Raw genomic sequence first — 17,926 nt, 5'->3', positions numbered from 1 at the left:
TGGCTCAGATTTTAGATGAATTCAGGCGCTTTTGCAGGATTGGGCTACACAGCAGAATCGCGCAGAAAATCAACCCTAATCCGATCAGGCTATATAGATCAGGAACCTCCTGCCAGAACAGAAAACCCCCATATATACCGGCAAAAAAAATCACCACATAATTCACCGGCCCAATTTGTCCTGCCGACGCCAGTTTGTAAGCATTTGACATCAATAACTGACTGAAATTGGCCAGAATGCCGGCAGTAATCAGATAGCTGAAGTTCTGTCAGAGTAGTATAGGGCCGCCACACCCAAAACATCGGAATCACTGAAATCAGGCTGCCAATCAAACAGAAATAAAATACGATTTTTTCTGGAGATTCGGTTTTGGTCAGCGCTCGAACTGCAACAAAAGCCATACATGGTAATCAGACCGACCACCGCACGCCAGGTGTGCATCCACAGTTTTTCAGTTTTAAAAAATCCGCGACCTTGGTTAAAAATGAAAGGCAGGAAAATAAACAGCCCGACCACATTACAGAAGAAAACCACAGTAGCATAATCAACCGTTTGTGAGGCATAACGGATACATACGCCCATCACTGAAAATAAAAAAGCAGAGCAGGTCAGTAAAATAATGGCTTTGAATAGTGGTGAAGTGGCTGTGGTAGACAGGGAGACAATTCGGCTAGAAGATCTGCAGATCTTCTAGCCGAAATGCATCAAGATTATTGGCCTTGAGCCAGTTGTGCTTCGAGTAGCTTGATCTGTTCCTCTTTCAACTGAATGAGCTGGTCAGCATCGCTGTGCTGCGCATCTAGCGTGGCTTTTTGCTCATTGAGCTGAACTTGAATATCGGCTAATTTGGCCATCTCTTCGTTGGCCAAAGTAGCATTTTCCGGTACTGGCGCTTTTAACAGGCTGCCGCTGATTAATGCTTTGGTCTCGAGTGCCTCAGCCGCATTGCTTGCATCTGTATTTTCTTCAGTTGTCGCTGTAGATGTGGTTGCCGGAACAGCTGCGATTTCCTCCTGTTGCATGCGTTGTGTCTCCTTCGAAGGTGCATTCAACCATTGATAGAGCAGCACCAATACAACGACAGTAACTAAAGCCCCCATAATCCCCATTAAAAGTTTGGGGTTATTTCTTTGTTCTACTGACATAGCTTGAACCTTGATTTTTTATTTTGCTGAATGAGGTTTAAACTGAATCACGCCAATTTCATCTGGAACAGCTGGTGTTTCTGGTTGGTCAACATGTGTGGGACGATTTTCTTCATAACCACACTCGATACATTCAATCCACTCATCTTCACCAGAGGTCAGCATGACGACACGATCTAACGCTTGACATTTTGGACATTTTGCGCCTGCAATGAAACGACGTTTAATGGTCATCATACTCACCTTGTGATCAACTTAAAAAGCTAGTTTAAGCGTTTTTAGAGCGGTTCGTCCAACCTTGATGACGTAGCAATGCATCTATTTTTGGCTCGCGTCCGCGGAAATTGATAAATGCGTCAAGTGCTTGATCTTTTCCGCCAACTGCGAGGATATTTTCCCGAAACTGTTTTCCAGTGGTGGTATTAAAAATCCCTTCATTTTCGAAACGGTCGAAGGCATCACTGGCCAAAACTTCGGCCCATTTATAGGAATAATATCCCGCTGCATAACCGCCGGCAAAAATATGACTGAAGCTGTGCTGGAAACGGTTATAGTCGGTGGTGGGCAGAACTGCATATTTTTCACGAATTTCATTCAGTGTGGCCTGAACCTGTTCCGCATTTGAAGCCGGATTGGCACGGTGAATACTCAAGTCAAACAAGGCAAATTCAAGTTGACGCAGGGTTTGCATACCGGATTGGAAGAAACGTGCATCGAGCAGGGCTTTGAGCAGGTCGGCCGGCAAAGATTCCTTGGTTTCAATATGTTCACTGAGCAGATTTAGACTGTCCTGATCCCAAGCCCAGAATTCCATAAACTGGCTTGGCAGCTCCACGGCATCCCAAGCCACGCCATGCGTACCTGCCACCGCGATATTGTCCACTTCAGTCAGCATATGATGCAGGCCGTGACCAAATTCATGGAACAGGGTAATCACTTCATCATGCGTGAGCAGTGCAGGTCGGTTGCCAACAGGTGGAGTAAAGTTACCCACCATATAGCAGATCGGTTTTTGCAGGCCATCACGGGTCTGCATGCGCGAACGGAAACCGCTCATCCAGGCACCACCACGTTTGCCTTGGCGTGCATACAGGTCAAAATAGAAACCGCCAATCACCTGACCTTGATCTTCCAGTTCGAAATAACGCGCCTCTGGATGCCAAACCGGCGCTTCACGTTCAATCACTTGAATGTCATACAGGCGATTGACAATACTGAACAGGCCCTGCAGGATTTTTGGTGCAGGGAAATAAGGTTTCAGCGCTTCCTGTGACAGGTTGAACTGCTGCATTTTCAGCTTTTCTGAATAATAGCTGCTGTCCCAAGGTTTCAGTTCATCAATACCATCTTCAGCGGCAATGGCTTTTAGTTCTGCAATTTCCTTGGTTGCCGGCGCACGGGCATGCTCTGCCAGATCACGCAAGAATTCGTCTACTGCTTCTACACTTGGCGCCATTTTGCTGGCCAGGGATAATTCTGCATAATTGTTGAAGCCGAGCAGCTTGGCCATTTCCTGACGTAAGCTGAGGATTTCTTCAATTAAGGCGGTATTGTCAAATTCAGTTTGCTCGGACTGATCTGAAGCGCGCGTGGTATAGGCTTTATACAGCTCTTCACGCAGTTCACGATGTTCCGCATGGGTCATGATTGCCAGATAAGACGGGAAATCTAGCGTAGCCACCGGCTGATCCAGCTCGCGTTGCTGGCCATATTGTTTTAACAGCTCAATATTACTTTCAGAGAGACCCGCTAACTCATCTTCAGCTAATGGTCTGAAATAAGCCTGAGTCGCATCCAGCACATGGTTGGAAAAGTCCGAAGACAGTTGTGAGAGACGTGCAGAAATTTCCGCATAACGTTTCTTCGCTTCGCCTTCTAAGGCCACACCAGACAGTTTGAAGTCACGTAAGGCCAGTTTGATGGCACTTTGCTGGGCTACAGGTAATTCATTAAAAATTGATGCATCATGAACATGCTGATAAGTTTGATACAGCGCCGTATGTTGACCTAGTTGCGTATAGTATTCGCTCAGACCCGGTAATAAGGCTTGATAGACGTCACGGGTTTCGGCATTGTTCATCACGGCATTTAAATGCGACAGGATGCCCCAAGACTCACTCATATTGTTTTCAAGCGTGTCGACATGTTCCAGTGTAGTCAGCTGCTCCTGTACTGAAGTCGGTGTTTCGGTGAGTTCATTCAGGAACTTTTGCCCTTCAGCGATACAGCTTTCAATTTTTTCTTTGAGATCGGCCAGGGTAATCTGATCAAATTGTGGAACAGGCAAAGTTGCCTTTTCTAAAGTCATGTCGGTCTGCCAAATTAATTTTCTATATTCAGTCTAGATGTAGGGCCTTTGGTGGGGGAAATCAAGGGAGTTAAAGTTTTTTCTCTAGCTTTGTATTTAATATTTTCAATTCTTTATTAATATTTTGAAGCTGTTCAATAAATCCACCATCAGATGAAGGTAAGGCTTCTAGTTCATTTATATCGATGATGGAAATATCAGTGATTTGAGTTTTCCATAAGTTTAAAGGGTGCTGATACCAATACGTGACTTTCATGGTGATAGGATTATTATCTAAAGCCTCTCTGAGGCCGCCGTATTGTCCCCAATCGTATATATAGCTCTGATTGGGTGTAAATACTTTGACTCCATGTTTGAAAATACCGCTATCAAAATAATCTTTTGAAGTATTTAATTTTTTAATTCCGAAGGCCCGTTTAGGAATGGGTTGATCACTCGATATTTGTACATTATAGGCAATGGATTTTCCTATATTCTTTATCTGTAGTTGAATGAAAGATTGCTTACCGTAATGCGGAAGAGCAAAAACTATAATTTGTGGTTGCTGATCAGATTTAAATACGGCATAAGTCACAAGCAAAGCCATTAAAGAAATGATCAAAGTAAAAATAGTTATGGTATCCATTCTTATAATTTTTCTTATTTTAATATTTTGATTATAAATAAAAAAGAGCGCCTTAGCGCTCTTTTTATACCGTCAAAAATTATTCAGTCTTGGCTTTTGCATTCGACTTTTTCTTTTTCACTTTGGTCTTTTTCTTTACTTTATCTTTAGCCTTTGCTTCAGGCTTTGCTGCAGATTTTTTAGCAGACTTGCTGTTGTAAGAGCTGGGTTTTCCTTTGGCTTTTTTGCGTCGTATGGGCTGTTCTCCATCGGCATTCAGGCTGGATTTAGACTCGCGCTCATTCTTGCTAAAAACCTCTTCTGTTGCTGCTGGACGTACTGCCGGTTTTTTCTCGCTCACGCGCGGCGCACGAGCACGGATCGCACGGCCGGCATGACTGAGTTGCTGTACCAGTTCAAAGTCGATCTTGCGCTCTTCCAGATTGACGCCAGCCACCTTGATCTTGACTTCATCGCCCAGACCAAAGACCTGACCACGATTCTGGCCGACCAGATTCTGACTGACTTGATCAAAGACAAAGAAGTCATCGCCCAACTGGCTGACATGCACCATACCATCCACATACAGGTCTTTTAGCGTCACAAACAGGCCAAACTCTGCTGTGGCACTAATGATGCCAACAAATTCTTCGCCTAAATGCTGTTGCATATAATGACATTTCAACCAGGTCGTCACCGAGCGAGAGGCTTCATCGGCACGGCGTTCAGTGGCAGAGAAATGTGTTCCTGCTTCATCTAAAGCTCCACCTGAAAGCGGAGATGGCTTTTTATTTAAATGCGCTTTAATGGCACGATGCAATAACAGGTCTGGATAACGTCGAATTGGCGAAGTGAAATGTGTGTACGCCTCATAAGCCAGACCGTAGTGCCCCGCATTGTTAGGGCCGTAATAAGCCTGCATCATGGAGCGTAATAACACCGCATGAATGCTTGGTGCATCTATGCGGTCTTTGGTCGCTTCAATCACCGCCTGATAATCTGCTTGGGTCGGTTGCTCCGGGAATTTCAAACCAAGCAGCTTGACGAAATCACGGACTTTTTGAATACGCGAGAATTCAGGTGGCTCATGTACGCGGTACAACATCGGAATTTCATTTTTCAATGCATATTCTGCGGCTGCCACGTTGGCCAGCAACATACATTCTTCAATCAGCTTATGCGCATCATTACGACTACGCGGCAAAATCTCTTTAATTCCGCCCAGCTCATCAAAAGTCATATACGTTTCAACGGTTTCAAATTCCATGGCATGACGTTCAGCACGTAAACCTTTCAGAACCTGATAGAGTTGGAACAGGGTGTTGATCGACTTGCGAACTTCGCGATCTTCGGTAATGGCCTGACTGTCGCCTTCCAGATATTGGGCGACCTGATCATAAGTCAAACGTGCTTTAGAGTGCATCACGGATGGATAGAACTCAAAACCGGTAACACGACCGGCACGTGACAGTTTTAAATCACAGACCATACAGAGACGATCAACAGCCGGATTTAAAGAACACAAGCCATTCGACAATGCTTCAGGCAGCATTGGTAAAACAAAGTGCGGGAAGTAGACAGAAGTTCCGCGTTCCTGAGCTTCATCGTCCAGTGGTTTGCCTGTACGTACATAATGACTGACATCGGCAATCGCTACGACCACGCGATAGCCACCGCCCGGACGTTTTTCAGCATATACTGCATCATCAAAGTCACGTGCATCTTCACCATCAATGGTGACCAAAGCTAAATCACGCAGATCCACACGACCTTCACGGTCTTTTTCTGTTGGTTCTTTAAAGCTTTCTGCATCCTGAATCACTTCTTCCGGGAATTCATACGGTAAACCATATTCTAAAATGGTTTGTGGAATGATGATTTCGGTATCGGCTTTATCTGCCATGGACTGGACAATATGACCGGTCGCAAATTCTTCACGGGTCGGATAAGTATCAATCGCCACGCGAATCGAATCACCCAGATTGACTTGCGCATGTTCAATCAGTTCTTTTTCAAGAGTAATGGGCTGATGCGCATTTGGGCTGGCAGGTTGAACAAAGTATTCACCTTCATATAGGGAAACTTTACCAATGATCTGCTTAACGCGGTGCTGCACAACTTCAGTCACATAACCCCAGGCTTTACCTTTACGGTCTACTGAAGTTTGACGTACTTTGACACGGTCGCCATTAAAGACCAGCCGTAGTTCACGCTCAGCCAGTAAGAGATCGTCCTGGCCAGAAATGTTGGCAGTTCCCATCCCGCGGGAATTGATATAAACCGTCGCTTCGGATTCAGGCTGCTCGACGGCAATCTGGAATTTATAACCATCTTTCATCAATTGCCCGTCACGCACCATCGCAATTAAACGATGGCTGAGAGCATCAATACTTTTTTGATCTGCGATTTCGAAATGTTCTACCAGGTCGGCATGAGACTGGGCATTATTTTTTTCTATGGTTTCTAAAATTAGCGTACGGCTTGGGATAGGGTTGTCATAACGTTCGGCTTCAGCTTTTGCTTCAGGATCGACCCAGTTTTTCATCATGTCTTTAAATTTATCTTAGGAGATAGGTTTAGCATAAAACATGTGTGCGCAGACTGCACGTAAATGATTGCAATAATCCATTTAAGTTTTCAATTTTCTGTTCATTTTAGATAACTGGAAATTTATTCGGTTTTTTGAGCAGGAAAATGTACGAAAAATCGCTGAATTGCTTAAAAAGTATTTAAACGAGCAAAAATATGCACTTTTTTTCGATGCTGCGCTTGCAGTGCCATGCCGAAATTTGTATTATGGCCGCACGTTACGGTGAGATGGGTGAGTGGCTGAAACCACGTCCCTGCTAAGGACGCATACGGGTAACTGTATCGAGGGTTCGAATCCCTCTCTCACCGCCACGCTTACTTATGTCGCGCGCTCATAGCTCAGCTGGATAGAGCACTTGGCTACGAACTAAGGGGTCGGGAGTTCGAATCTCTCTGAGCGCACCAAGTAAGTTAAGCAAAAAAACGTATTGCCAACCTAGGCACACAAGTTACGCGCTCATAGCTCAGCTGGATAGAGCACTTGGCTACGAACTAAGGGGTCGGGAGTTCGAATCTCTCTGAGCGCACCAACTTGAACAATCAACCGCTTTCATAGCGGTTTTTTTGTGCCTGAAATTTGGGAACGTCTTTCTTGGTATTTGCTGTGTACTTTTCATCAGGATGAAATGGAGCTTGTCGCCACATTGAATACAGCGTCAAAGTCCGGATGGTATTAATTGTTTTTAGCTCTAAATGTGCAGAAATTCTCACAGAAAACTGTAAATACTGCTGTATCGTTTAATTACTATACATTCAGTTGTGCTTTTATTAAAAAACACTTAACAAGCCTTAAAAAAGCCGTATAATGCACCCCATCAAGACGTCGCGCTCATAGCTCAGCTGGATAGAGCACTTGGCTACGAACTAAGGGGTCGGGAGTTCGAATCTCTCTGAGCGCACCAATCTTGATAAGAATTCTGAAAAAACCGCACATTGATGCGGTTTTTTTACGTCTGTGATATTTAACGATTTTTCATATAAAAAACCAATAACTACCGATTCGTTGATTATCTTAATTTTTGCTGCACCTTGAGTGCATAGACGGTATTGCCACCCACCGCAGGTAATACATCGTGATAGGGCAGACTGCGCATGGCCCTTAATAAAAACGGTGCCTGATCATGAATCTTCATGCTGCTGGTGATTTGGAACAGATTACCTTGTGATTGCGGCAATAGCTTCATGCCGCCTTTGACAAACTTTAAGTCGCCACCATTGGCATTGAACTGATTCTGCAAGGGATCGGGCTGGTAAAAACGCATCTTGAAGTTAAATGGAATCTGAATCACGCCTAAGCCCACTGAAACTTTATAGTTGGCATCTACACTTTGGGTATTGATCGGGTTAAGTTCGACTTTCTTGATCTGGCGTGGGAAAAGCTGTTGACTGGCTTGTGCAGCCAACCACGGTCGTAGCTTGTCTACCGAATGCGGAAAGTATTGATAGGTGCTGCTAAATCTCAAATTTTCTGAGGCTTTTCCTTCTTTAATCTGATAGCTGGGCAAAATAAAACTGACCGGTTGGCCGGATTTTTGACTAAGCTGGGCAATCTTCTGTAGCTGTTGTGAATTAAATTTCAGTTGTGGAGTCGGGGCGGTGAGTGTTGTGGCATGACTGGTTTTAAAGCGCTGTTGCAGTGCTTCGAGTAGAAATGCGTTGGTACTGGGAGGAATGCCAAGTTTGGCTTCAGGCAGGGCATTGAGAATTTTACTGAATAGAAAACCTTTGGGCTGGTTCAGGTCGCCCCACTGGGTCACTGTCACCAGAGTTCTGTGCGGATCAAGCGCGAACCATTCCAGTTTTCCAGCGCCATAAGGAATGGGTGCATCAATAATTAAAGTGCTGATGCTGTTATTGCCCAGATGATGCTGCATCACCACGGTTTCTTTGAAGTTCAATATCGGAATTGGTGTGGGGATATGCACCTGATATTTGACCTGCTGAATCGAGCCTTGCTGTTCTAGAATTTTGGCTGACTTTAAAGTCGGAAACAGGCCAACATAATCCGGATAATGCTGTAGCAATTTCTCGACCTGTGTTTCAGCCACAGGCAAAACCACGGCGGCACTATAAAATTGTGCCTTGCTGGTGGCCTTACTGTTTAAGGTAGGAAGCTGGGTTTTAGTCACCGGATGCGCATAAATCAGAATCTTTTCGCCTGTCAATTCTGCCAATTGTTGGGCATTGCCCGGATAAGCACTCAGGCTACTGGGTAATTCTGCATCCCAGGGAATAATCTTGGCCAGTGATAGAGTAGACAGACCCGAACAGATACCGATCGCAATGCATTGCTTGAATCCTTTCATTCAACATCCTGTTGCATATTTTTTGTTTTAATTGCTGTTTATTTAAAACTAAATACACGTTTTTCCAAAGCAAAGTTATGTAATTGATGCGTCAGGCCATAAGCATTGTGCATATTTTGCTATAGTATTGGGCAAGATTTTATTTTTTTGATGTGATGCTATGACTGAGTCAGCACCGACTTTATCGACCCGTTATTTTCTGACTTTAGAAGAATCTCAGGATGGTTTTGCCTTGGCGACTTTTGGCAAAAAGCAGATTTCACGTTTTCTGACGCCTCTGGTCAGTATCGGGATTATCCTTTGGGGCTTTTCGATGGGCTTTGACGGGGTAGGACGCTATTACGTGGCTTTGGGGGCATTCTTCCTGATCCTGCAAGGCATCATGCGTTACTGGTTTCTGCCGATGATGTTTAAACGCCAGTTCGTCAAATATCAGTTTGGTAAGAGTGAACAAGGCCTTGATCTGTATCAGGACTATGCGGAGATTTTTAATAATGAGCGTAGCAAGCTGGTAGCGTATAGTGAAGTGCAGAATTTTGCTGCCGGCAAACTGACCTATATGCTGGAACTGAAAAACCGTACCGTCATCATTGTGCCAAAACGTGCCTTTAAAGATGCGACTGAGCAAAACATTTTTGAGAATGCATTTAAAAAATAATCCAGAGATCGATATAAAGACAAATAAAGGAAAGTTTTGATCATGAGTACACGCCCATCCAAAATTGTCTGCGTTGGTCGCAGTTATGCCGATCATGCCAAAGAACTCGGAAATGCGATCCCTGATCGTCCGGTCTTATTTATTAAGCCACCGAGTGCCTTAGGCTCGCTCGATGCAGGGATTGAATGGAATCCGGAGTGGGGCAACTGCCACTATGAATGTGAACTCAGTTTGCGTATTGACCGGACTTTAAGCAAAGAAAATGATCCTGTAAAAGCACTGCAAGCGGTGGGTGCGGTGACTTTAGGTCTGGACTTGACCCTGCGTGACTTGCAGGATGAACTCAAGAAAAAAGGCCAGCCTTGGGAACGTGCCAAAGCCTTTGATGGTTCGTGTCTGTTGTCAGACTGGATTCCTGTGAATGATGTGGTCGCGGACTGGCAAGATGTGCATTACACTTTGGAGGTGAATGAAGAACTGCGTCAAAAAGGCGATACCGCTTTATTGATTTTTGATATCGCGACTTTACTGGCAGATATCAGCCAGGTATTCACTTTAGAAGAAGGTGATGTGGTGATGACGGGTACACCCGCAGGTGTGGCGGCATTGCATGCAGGCGATCAGTTAAAAATGACCCTGAAAGGCCAGTCTCAGGATTATATCTGGACGACTTGGGTTAAATAAGCTGAACGGTTTATTTTTTGATTGAAAGGACTGCGAACGCAGTCCTTTTTTATCGAGTTTTAAAATATTTACAGCGCTGGCAAAATAATAGAAAAGTATTGTTTTACCGCAGAGAAGATTATAGTGGGCACTTTAAAGCGGTCACAGGAGTAGGGGTGAAGCAACGTCAGGCGCTAGATACCAAAGCATCTGCCATCATGTTTGTATTATGTATGTTGTGGGGGCTACAACAGGTCGTGCTGAAATGGGCGGCCAGTGATATTTCAGCCTTGATGCAAATTGCCTTGCGTTCAGCCTTGTCTGCGATCATGGTGTATCCCCTGATTCAGCAGAGCGTGCGCCGTCAGCTTTTGAGCACCCGCTATTTGCCTGCAGGATTGCTGGTCGGAATACTGTTCGCAACCGAATTTCATCTGATTGGGGAAGCACTACGCTATACCTCAGCTTCGCATACCATTGTTTTGCTTTATACTGCGCCGATTTTTGTCGCATTGGGTCTGCACTGGAAATTGCCGGCAGAGCGTTTGTCGCGTGTGCAATGGGGCGGTATCTTCGTGGCATTTAGCGGGATTGTGGTCAGTTTTTTACTCAGACCACAGACAAGCTCTACTTTACAAACCGATGCTTTGTGGGGAGATTTTCTGGCCTTACTCGGAGGTATATTCTGGGCAGCCACCACTGTCAGTGTACGTCTGAGCCGACTGGCTGAAGCACCTGCCACCCAGACCTTATTCTATCAATTATTGATGGGCGGCATATTATTGCTACCTTTGGCTTTTTTTAGTGGGCAAGCGACCATTCAATGGACGACCCTGTCTATTTCCAGTCTGATCTTTCATACCGTGCTGATTTCCTTTGCCAGTTATTTGATCTGGTTCTGGATGCTGAAACATTATCTGGCTTCACGTTTGGGCGTATTTTCTTTTTTAACGCCTGTATTTGGCATGCTGTTTGGGGTGTTGATTCTGGATGAACAGATCGAACTGAATTTTATTATTGGAACCTGTATGGTCATGCTGGGCGTGATTCTGGTGAGCTTGCAGGGATGGCTGAAAAAACCGAATACAACGAATAATCCTCAAGAGCAAACATGAACGTCTGGTCGATGAAACTGGCCACCTGGATTGGCCTGTCTTCCATTCTGATCTGGGCCAGTCTGGTGGCTGTGGTCAAATTGATTACCGAATCTACCAGTCCGGTGCAGGGGATTGCCCTGATTTACACTTTTAGTAGTCTGGCGATTCTGGCATTGATTGGATTTCCTAAAATCAGGCAAATGTCCAAGCGCTATCTATTGGGTTGTGGGGCTTTGTTCGTTGCTTATGAAATTCTATTTCTTGTTGCAGTTGCCTGGTCGGATCACCGTGAACAGGTGATGCTGATTGCGATGATCAATTATCTCTGGCCACCCTTGATGATTGTCTTTTCGATATTTGCCCGGCAATTGCAGGCGCGTCTTTGGGGCATTCCAGGATTTTTGCTTGCTATAGTCGGTCTGATGTTGGTGGTCAATCCTGAAATTACCAATCTATCGAAACTTATGCAGGTTTTAGCTGAAAATCCTTGGGCTTATGGCTTTGCTTTTATCGGTGCCTTGTTATGGCCATGTTATTGCATTCTGACCAGAAAATATGGTCGTGGACAAAATGGCGTACCGATTTTTTTTGTGGTCGCCGTCATTGCGTTATGGGGCTTACATCTGGGCTTGGATGAGCCTTTCAGGATGCCTTCATTGAAGCTCTGGCTGGGAATCGCCATAGTAGGCAGTCTGATCGGAATTGCTTATAGTAACTGGAATCAGAGCATGCAGTACGGCAATATCAAGGTACTGATTTTGGCCACCTATTTTATGCCAATTCTGTCTTCAGTTATGTCGATGCTGATTCTGGATATTCGGCCCGAGCTGAGTTTTTGGATCGGCACTGCTTTGGTGACCGCAGGTGCGATCGTCTGCTGGAAGTCTACGCAAACAACTTAAAAAAATCCTCTCAAGCGAGAGGATTTAGGATTATTTATTCCGGAACAATTCAGAAAGTGGAAAACTCAACTTTTCTTCCAGATATTGATCGGTTTCCTGTAGCTTAGGGGAGAATTTCTGCATCCAGATTTCCTCGGTATGTGCCTCGGTGAAGTGATGCTTACGTGGCAATGGATAAGGAAGTTGCAGATAAAAGTCCCAAAAACTCACCTGATCCAGATCACGTACCAAGACATATTCATTGTCATCGGTACGTTTGATCAGATTTTGTTTTTCAAACATGCTCACATAGTTTGGCCAGCGACCAATTTCATCACGACCCAAAGCATCTAATGCTTCTGCTTCACTAATGCTCTCACCAGTTTTTTGCTTTTTATGAAACAGCTCTAATAGATCCAGCAGCATGATGATTGGGTGACGTTTATGATCCTGACCAGATTCAAAGGCCGTCAGGGCATAACTGATCTCAACGCCGAGTAAGACAATATTCCAGGATAAATAAATCCACAGTAGAAAGATCGGCACAGCGGCGAATGCACCATAGACAATCTCATAACTGGTAAAGTTTGACATCACAAAACCGAACAGGTTTTTAAGCAGCTCAAACACCACTGCACTAAACAGGCCGGCAATAAATGCAGACTTGAGTGGCACACTGCGATTGGGGATGGTCCAGTTGAGAATGAAAAATCCGAGTACGGTCAGAGAAAAGGAAATGGCCCAGAGGACAAAAGCACCATTAAGTTCATACCCGGCAAAGTTATTGCTGAGGACACTCATGGAAGCCACGGTTGATGAAATGACGAAGGCACTACCCAGTAAAATCGGTCCCAGCGAAATGATAGTCCAGTAGCGCATAAACCCGATAATTCCACCTCGGGTCTGAGTCACTCGCCAAATTCGGTTAAAGGCCGTTTCGATACTGGTGAGCATCAATACGGTCGTAATGAATAAAAACAGGATACCAATCACGGTTAAATTACTGGATTTATCGGTAAAGGCATTCAGCGCTTTATCAAAGGCAATCGTGGTTTTGGGTAGAAAGTTACTGTAGATCAGCTGTTGCAATTGTTGTCGTGCAGGCTCTAAGGCTTTAATCGATGAAATAATGACCAAGAAAACCGTCAACATCGGCACGACTGCGAAAAGCGTAGTATAGGTCAGAGAACCGGCTTGCTCACGACAACGGTCTGCTTCAAAGCGTCGGAGTACGAATAAAATAAACTGAAACCAGTGTTTCTCATAAAAGGGTAACTTTTTTAAATACTCAACAATCATGTGCATCCAATCTCAATTTTTTTAATCATCATGAATTTTCATCCATTAGCTTAACCAAAAAAGTTACAGAATATCGTATAGTTTTATTTTTTTAAGTAATGAATAAGAAGCCTCATGCAACCTTATGTTCTTGTTTTATATTACAGCAAATATGGCTCAACGAAAGAAATGGCACATCTGATAGCCAATGGCGTTGAATCGGCAGGAATGGCGGTAAAAATTCGGACTGTCCCGAATATTTCTAGCGTTGTAACCGTAGCCGAGCCGAGTATTCCGGCAGAAGGAGATATTTATTGCAGTTTAGAGGATTTGGCCCAGTGTTCTGGCTTGGCCTTAGGTTCACCGACCCGTTTTGGCAATATGGCCTCAGAAATGAAATACTTTTGGGATCAGACCACCAGTCTATGGCTGAATGGTGCGCTGCACGGTAAGCCGGCCTGTGTCTTTACCGCATCGGGTTCCATGCATGGCGGACAGGAAAGTACCTTGTTGACTATGCTGCCACCATTATTCCACCACGGTATGATGATTATGGGACTCAGTAATGCTACAGCTGCCTTGTCCAATACCAAGACTGGCGGTACGCCGTACGGTGCCAGTCATGTCAGTGGCCCACGGCATGATCAGGGTTTAAGCCCAGATGAAAAAGTTTTGTGCGAAGTACAGGGCAAACGACTGGCTGACGTGGCTTTCAAACTCAATCAGTCTTAAGTATTAACTCACAAGGAAATGAAGAACTCACTCACTTCATTTCCTTCATGATATTAATCTTCTTTTTGATCTTTTTGATCTTTTTGATCTTTTTGATCTTTTTGATCTTTTTGATCTTTTTGAATAAATCTATGTTTGCATTTTAAACATTGATAATCCAAGAATAAATTACGGTCGACGGAAATCCCGGCTTTTTTGCCGAGGAAATTCCCTATTACGCCACCGGTAATGCCAACACTGATTGCCCCGACAAAAGTACCCACTGTCCCACCTAAAATTACACCTAAGGGGCCAGCAACAGTACCAATCGCTGCGCCAACGGATGCGCCAGAAGCAGCACCACCGACTGTACCCGCAGTAGCACCTGCCGAGCTCATGAGAATGCCACCAATTTTCTTTAAATTCTGTTCGTGATCACGCTGTTCGATGTCAGTGGAACCACATTTAGGACATTGCATAGGTTTTTCCATCAAGGATTGGTATTCACTTGTTTTAAGTTTATGGAGGAGATGCAATTTTCTCTAGATCAGCAGCTCTTCATAATATGCTGCAACAGCATATATACATGCTGAATCCTGAGGTCAGGAGCATTTCCTACCTTCCTGATTCTAGTTGAATTAACGCTCAAACATTGTATTTCAGCTGTAAATATATTTATTTTTATCTGCGTGAGTCATTTTTGAATTATTTCGATCATGCAGGACACTATAAGATTTTGGAGGTTTTTCTTCCTCAGTACTCTATCTATACACAGGCCTGATTGGCCATTTCTTTATATTCAAAGCAGCTGATGGTTTGCTGGCTGCTCTCAAAAGCTTGCAAACAGAAAGGAATCATTAAAGCTATTTGGCATTTTTTATCAAAAAAACAGCTTAAAATCGGCATTTTTTTATAAGTGGTTTTCATTCTCATTGATTAATTGTATTTTTAATAAAGTGTGATATTTATTATTATTAATGAGAAGTTCTAATAAAATAAAAATTTACAGATTTTTAAAATTAAAATAAATAATAATTTGGGTCGTGATTAGATAATTTATTTATTATTAATAAGATAAAAAATATATTATTTTAATCAAGTTTTTTAGGTGATTATTATATTCATATATTTTCGATATAATGATTTCTTACAAATCACAAATTATAATAAAAATAATTATTATAAATAAAAACAAATATATGGGTTTTTAATCAATATAAATAAATATGTGAATAATGCTGGATTCTACTTTTTATTTTTTTATGTGATTTAATATTTTTCAGATAAATTTAATCTTACTCAACTCAAGAATTAAATAAATATCTTAGATCAGAGGATATTAAGATTATGAGAATATTAGTCATCAATCTGGGTTTATTATGTTTTTGTTTTTTAAACAATGCTTATGCCACATCTGATGAGTGGACGCAGCGTTGGAAATCATCAAGTGCCCGCTCCAATGAAAATCTAGTTCAAGCCAATCTGATCGAGCTCAAGGAGTCCGATTATTATTCTGGATTAGGTAGAACCACTATTTACAGTACCTCAACCACCTCTATAGGTACCGTAAATACACCCACCAACAATATCAATGTCGAAGGTTCAGACAACAACATCGATATTTCGAGTGAATTACTCAATGAAGCACCTGTCAATTCAAATACCAATCAAAACGCTCAGCGCTGTCCTAATTTAAGTACTCAATCAGGAGAGTCGCTATGCTGAATTTCTCCTTAACCCGAAAATATATATTTTCTCTGAGTATTCCTGTTTTTTTTAGCTCGTTTCTAACAGGTTGTACAGGTTTAGCTCCCTCAAACAAGAAAGCAGTTAGTCTGGTGCAAGGACCACCCATTACCGATATTTTTACCCCTTTTGATATGGCGCTCTCCTGCCTCAAAGGGCAACTACGTAGTGATGTGAGTTTTTCTGTTGGCGCGATTCTGGATCAAACCGGTAAAGATGTAGTCACCAATGGCGGAAGTGGCAAAATGGTGACCCAGGGTGCGGGAGATATGGTGCAGTCTGCCTTGTTTCAGGCAGGCGTCAGTTTAATGAACCGACGTGACCCCCGTATTATCGAAAGTGAAGCCAAATGGGGGATTCGTGATCCAAGGCAAATTCAGGCCTCCGATTATTATGTCACCGGCAGTATTAACAGTCTGGATTTTATTCCGGGCGGAGGTTTTGACATGCAAATTGCCGGAGTGGGCCCAAATTACAGTCAAACCCGTATTATGGTCGGTTTGGATTTATCTCTGACCGATACCCGCAGCAGTAAAGTGGTGGGTAATGTTTCCTTGCAAAAGCAGATTGCTGCACAGGATTATGGTCTGAGTGCAGGCAGGTTCGCGGGTCGTACACTGTTAAATATTCAAATTGGCAAGGGAGAACGAGAGGCGACTAATTTTGCCTTACGCCAAATGTTGAACCTGGCCACTTTTGAATTACTCAGTCAGGTCGTGCCACCGGCAGTGTTTGCAAGTTGCCGTGCGGAAATTCCACCTGAATTTGGTCGCTTAGATCTCACTCGCAGTTCTGTTGCCTTGCATAAATATAAGAAAAATCAGCAACAAATCAGTACCGATTCCAGCAACCCTGTTCAGGAATCGGCCTCACGTCAGGCAGATTCATCCAATGAAAAAAACAAGTCGACCAATTCACCCAGCAAAGATACCAAGCCGCCTAAGCAGAAAGAATCTGAGGTGATTCAGAATCCTGAAGCCGAGCCTGAAATGAGCAAACAGGAACTGATTAAATATATTAGTAAGACTAAGCGCCCATCCCCTACAAGCAAAATAAATGACAAAAAAGATAGTCAAGAAAAAGCTGACAAAGAACAAGCTGAGGAGAAGTCATCCAGTTTATGGGATGCCAATCCAGAGGTAGTAGAGAATTACTGGTCAAATATTCAACGTGATTAAAAGATTTGAAAATGGGCTCGCTCCCATTGTCAGAAGAAGTACTTAGCGAGAGGTACTTCAAAATAACAGTAGGAAGAACAATGATGAAAAACACGATCAAAACAGTCGCATTATCCGTCGCCTTTCTGTCTAGTGCGGGGATGGCATATGCTCAAGAAACCAATGTGGAAGTAGATACCGGTTTACAAGCTACTCTGGATTCTATTTCTCAGCAGGTTGAAAATGGTTCTGCGCTGAATCTGGCAGTGAATACAGGTGATGTTGATGCAAGCGTCGATTTAGAAGCACTTGCAGGAGCAGTAAGAGAAGTACCAGATGCGATTAGTTCAATTGAAGGAACAATTGAAACTACTGCAATTGGTGCAGCGAACACAGGTAGTATCACGATTGAGCAAGGCAGCTTCAATCAGGTGATATCAGACGTATCAGATGAAACATATGACTATGATTTCAGTCAAGTCACTAGTGCAACGAATAATTCTGAAACCTTAGAAGAGTTATCCGAGGTTGCGGATAGTTCAGATCTATCGGAAGTTGTAAGTTCATCACTGTCTACCAACTATAGTGAGCAGATCAATGAAACTTTAAGCAATTATAGTGTAGCGAACATTGCCTATAATGCGGGTACCATTGATGCCTCTGTCAATGCAATTGCAGAAGGAACTCAAACTGCTATTAATAATAGCATCACAACTACCGCTATCGGTGCTGTAAATAGCGGCAGTATTACTGTGACGGTTAAATAAACTCTTGTTTAAGGTG

General features: G+C 43.4%; 16 protein-coding genes, 4 tRNA genes and 1 pseudogene. 12 read left to right on the top strand and 9 right to left on the bottom strand.

Going from position 1 to position 17,926, the window contains the following annotated elements; translation table 11 throughout:
* Positions 1-4: 4 nt before the first annotated feature.
* The 6 genes and pseudogenes from FTU95_RS03060 to rnr all read right to left on the bottom strand — a co-directional run bounded on the left by FTU95_RS03060 (position 5) and on the right by rnr (position 6,605).
* Positions 5-657 (bottom strand): annotated as a pseudogene (locus FTU95_RS03060) (EamA family transporter).
* A gap of 53 nt (positions 658-710) precedes the next feature.
* A complete protein-coding gene (locus FTU95_RS03055; RefSeq protein ID WP_180040655.1) occupies positions 711-1,145 on the bottom strand; it encodes a hypothetical protein in 435 nt (144 codons plus the stop codon).
* Between the two features lie 18 nt (positions 1,146-1,163).
* A complete protein-coding gene (locus FTU95_RS03050) occupies positions 1,164-1,373 on the bottom strand; it encodes a YheV family putative zinc ribbon protein (RefSeq protein ID WP_171509128.1) in 210 nt (69 codons plus the stop codon).
* 40 nt (positions 1,374-1,413) lie between these two features.
* Positions 1,414-3,468, bottom strand: coding sequence for a M3 family metallopeptidase (locus FTU95_RS03045; RefSeq protein WP_180077668.1), 2,055 nt, complete (start codon positions 3,466-3,468; stop codon positions 1,414-1,416).
* 55 nt (positions 3,469-3,523) lie between these two features.
* Positions 3,524-4,078, bottom strand: coding sequence for a hypothetical protein (locus FTU95_RS03040; protein ID WP_180077495.1), 555 nt, complete (start codon positions 4,076-4,078; stop codon positions 3,524-3,526).
* A 79-nt stretch (positions 4,079-4,157) separates the two neighbouring features.
* Positions 4,158-6,605 (bottom strand): ribonuclease R, encoded by a 2,448-nt coding sequence (gene rnr, locus FTU95_RS03035; protein ID WP_005168700.1) that lies wholly within the window; start codon positions 6,603-6,605, stop codon positions 4,158-4,160.
* A 263-nt stretch (positions 6,606-6,868) separates the two neighbouring features.
* Here rnr and FTU95_RS03030 point away from each other — a divergent pair.
* The 4 genes from FTU95_RS03030 (at position 6,869) to FTU95_RS03015 (ending at position 7,548) form a co-directional block, all read left to right on the top strand.
* A tRNA-Ser gene (locus FTU95_RS03030) sits at positions 6,869-6,958 on the top strand.
* 16 nt (positions 6,959-6,974) lie between these two features.
* Positions 6,975-7,051 (top strand) — tRNA-Arg (locus FTU95_RS03025).
* Positions 7,052-7,099: 48 nt separating this feature from the next.
* Positions 7,100-7,176: transfer RNA gene (locus FTU95_RS03020), tRNA-Arg, on the top strand.
* Between the two features lie 295 nt (positions 7,177-7,471).
* Positions 7,472-7,548 (top strand) — tRNA-Arg (locus FTU95_RS03015).
* Positions 7,549-7,653: 105 nt separating this feature from the next.
* On the opposite strand, the gene FTU95_RS03010 is transcribed toward FTU95_RS03015, so the two are convergent.
* Positions 7,654-8,952, bottom strand: a complete 1,299-nt coding sequence (locus tag FTU95_RS03010) for a hypothetical protein (RefSeq protein ID WP_074383571.1) — start codon at positions 8,950-8,952, stop codon at positions 7,654-7,656.
* A 160-nt stretch (positions 8,953-9,112) separates the two neighbouring features.
* On the opposite strand from FTU95_RS03010, the gene FTU95_RS03005 reads away from it, so the two are divergent.
* From FTU95_RS03005 to yddG, 4 genes are all read left to right on the top strand, one after another.
* Entirely contained in the window at positions 9,113-9,610 is a 498-nt protein-coding gene (locus FTU95_RS03005; RefSeq protein WP_005168696.1) for a YcxB family protein, read from the top strand.
* Between the two features lie 42 nt (positions 9,611-9,652).
* Complete coding sequence (locus FTU95_RS03000) at positions 9,653-10,294, top strand: fumarylacetoacetate hydrolase family protein (RefSeq protein WP_074383570.1); 642 nt, start codon at positions 9,653-9,655, stop codon at positions 10,292-10,294.
* Between the two features lie 155 nt (positions 10,295-10,449).
* Positions 10,450-11,388, top strand: coding sequence for a DMT family transporter (locus FTU95_RS02995; RefSeq protein ID WP_180077493.1), 939 nt, complete (start codon positions 10,450-10,452; stop codon positions 11,386-11,388).
* Entirely contained in the window at positions 11,385-12,272 is an 888-nt protein-coding gene (yddG, locus tag FTU95_RS02990) for an aromatic amino acid DMT transporter YddG (protein ID WP_180077491.1), read from the top strand. The genes FTU95_RS02995 and yddG overlap by 4 nt, the downstream gene beginning before the upstream one ends.
* A gap of 30 nt (positions 12,273-12,302) precedes the next feature.
* Here the strand turns inward: yddG and FTU95_RS02985 are convergent, their stop codons facing one another.
* Positions 12,303-13,550 (bottom strand): YihY family inner membrane protein, encoded by a 1,248-nt coding sequence (locus FTU95_RS02985; RefSeq protein WP_005168686.1) that lies wholly within the window; start codon positions 13,548-13,550, stop codon positions 12,303-12,305.
* Positions 13,551-13,664: 114 nt separating this feature from the next.
* Between FTU95_RS02985 and wrbA the strand changes: the two genes are divergently transcribed.
* Positions 13,665-14,261, top strand: coding sequence for an NAD(P)H:quinone oxidoreductase (wrbA, locus tag FTU95_RS02980; protein ID WP_180077488.1), 597 nt, complete (start codon positions 13,665-13,667; stop codon positions 14,259-14,261).
* Positions 14,262-14,314: 53 nt separating this feature from the next.
* Here wrbA and FTU95_RS02975 read toward each other — a convergent pair whose 3' ends face one another.
* Entirely contained in the window at positions 14,315-14,719 is a 405-nt protein-coding gene (locus FTU95_RS02975; RefSeq protein WP_180077486.1) for a hypothetical protein, read from the bottom strand.
* Between the two features lie 868 nt (positions 14,720-15,587).
* Between FTU95_RS02975 and FTU95_RS02970 the strand changes: the two genes are divergently transcribed.
* The 3 genes from FTU95_RS02970 to FTU95_RS02960 all read left to right on the top strand — a co-directional run bounded on the left by FTU95_RS02970 (position 15,588) and on the right by FTU95_RS02960 (position 17,910).
* Positions 15,588-15,965 (top strand): hypothetical protein, encoded by a 378-nt coding sequence (locus FTU95_RS02970; RefSeq protein WP_005094089.1) that lies wholly within the window; start codon positions 15,588-15,590, stop codon positions 15,963-15,965.
* Positions 15,959-17,164 (top strand): CsgG/HfaB family protein, encoded by a 1,206-nt coding sequence (locus tag FTU95_RS02965; RefSeq protein WP_180077484.1) that lies wholly within the window; start codon positions 15,959-15,961, stop codon positions 17,162-17,164. The genes FTU95_RS02970 and FTU95_RS02965 overlap by 7 nt, the downstream gene beginning before the upstream one ends.
* Before the next feature lie 83 nt (positions 17,165-17,247).
* Positions 17,248-17,910: a hypothetical protein gene (locus tag FTU95_RS02960; protein WP_034608358.1), complete on the top strand. Its 663-nt coding sequence runs from the start codon at positions 17,248-17,250 to the stop codon at positions 17,908-17,910.
* Positions 17,911-17,926: the final 16 nt, after the last annotated feature.

Origin of the sequence: Acinetobacter sp. YH12208 (genome assembly GCF_013418055.1) — a bacterium.
In the GTDB taxonomy this organism is placed as follows: domain Bacteria; phylum Pseudomonadota; class Gammaproteobacteria; order Pseudomonadales; family Moraxellaceae; genus Acinetobacter; species Acinetobacter pseudolwoffii.
This window is presented reverse-complemented; position numbering and strand designations above follow the sequence as displayed.

Coding starts and splice junctions, on each gene's coding strand:
- FTU95_RS03055 (WP_180040655.1), bottom strand. CDS start 1,145: ATGTCAGTAGAACAAAGAAATAACCCCAAACTTTTAATGGGGATTATG.
- FTU95_RS03040 (WP_180077495.1), bottom strand. CDS start 4,078: ATGGATACCATAACTATTTTTACTTTGATCATTTCTTTAATGGCTTTG.
- rnr (WP_005168700.1), bottom strand. CDS start 6,605: ATGATGAAAAACTGGGTCGATCCTGAAGCAAAAGCTGAAGCCGAACGT.
- FTU95_RS03010 (WP_074383571.1), bottom strand. CDS start 8,952: ATGAAAGGATTCAAGCAATGCATTGCGATCGGTATCTGTTCGGGTCTG.
- FTU95_RS03005 (WP_005168696.1), top strand. CDS start 9,113: ATGACTGAGTCAGCACCGACTTTATCGACCCGTTATTTTCTGACTTTA.
- FTU95_RS03000 (WP_074383570.1), top strand. CDS start 9,653: ATGAGTACACGCCCATCCAAAATTGTCTGCGTTGGTCGCAGTTATGCC.
- yddG (WP_180077491.1), top strand. CDS start 11,385: ATGAACGTCTGGTCGATGAAACTGGCCACCTGGATTGGCCTGTCTTCC.
- FTU95_RS02985 (WP_005168686.1), bottom strand. CDS start 13,550: ATGATTGTTGAGTATTTAAAAAAGTTACCCTTTTATGAGAAACACTGG.
- wrbA (WP_180077488.1), top strand. CDS start 13,665: ATGCAACCTTATGTTCTTGTTTTATATTACAGCAAATATGGCTCAACG.
- FTU95_RS02975 (WP_180077486.1), bottom strand. CDS start 14,719: ATGCAATGTCCTAAATGTGGTTCCACTGACATCGAACAGCGTGATCAC.
- FTU95_RS02970 (WP_005094089.1), top strand. CDS start 15,588: ATGAGAATATTAGTCATCAATCTGGGTTTATTATGTTTTTGTTTTTTA.
- FTU95_RS02965 (WP_180077484.1), top strand. CDS start 15,959: ATGCTGAATTTCTCCTTAACCCGAAAATATATATTTTCTCTGAGTATT.
- FTU95_RS02960 (WP_034608358.1), top strand. CDS start 17,248: ATGAAAAACACGATCAAAACAGTCGCATTATCCGTCGCCTTTCTGTCT.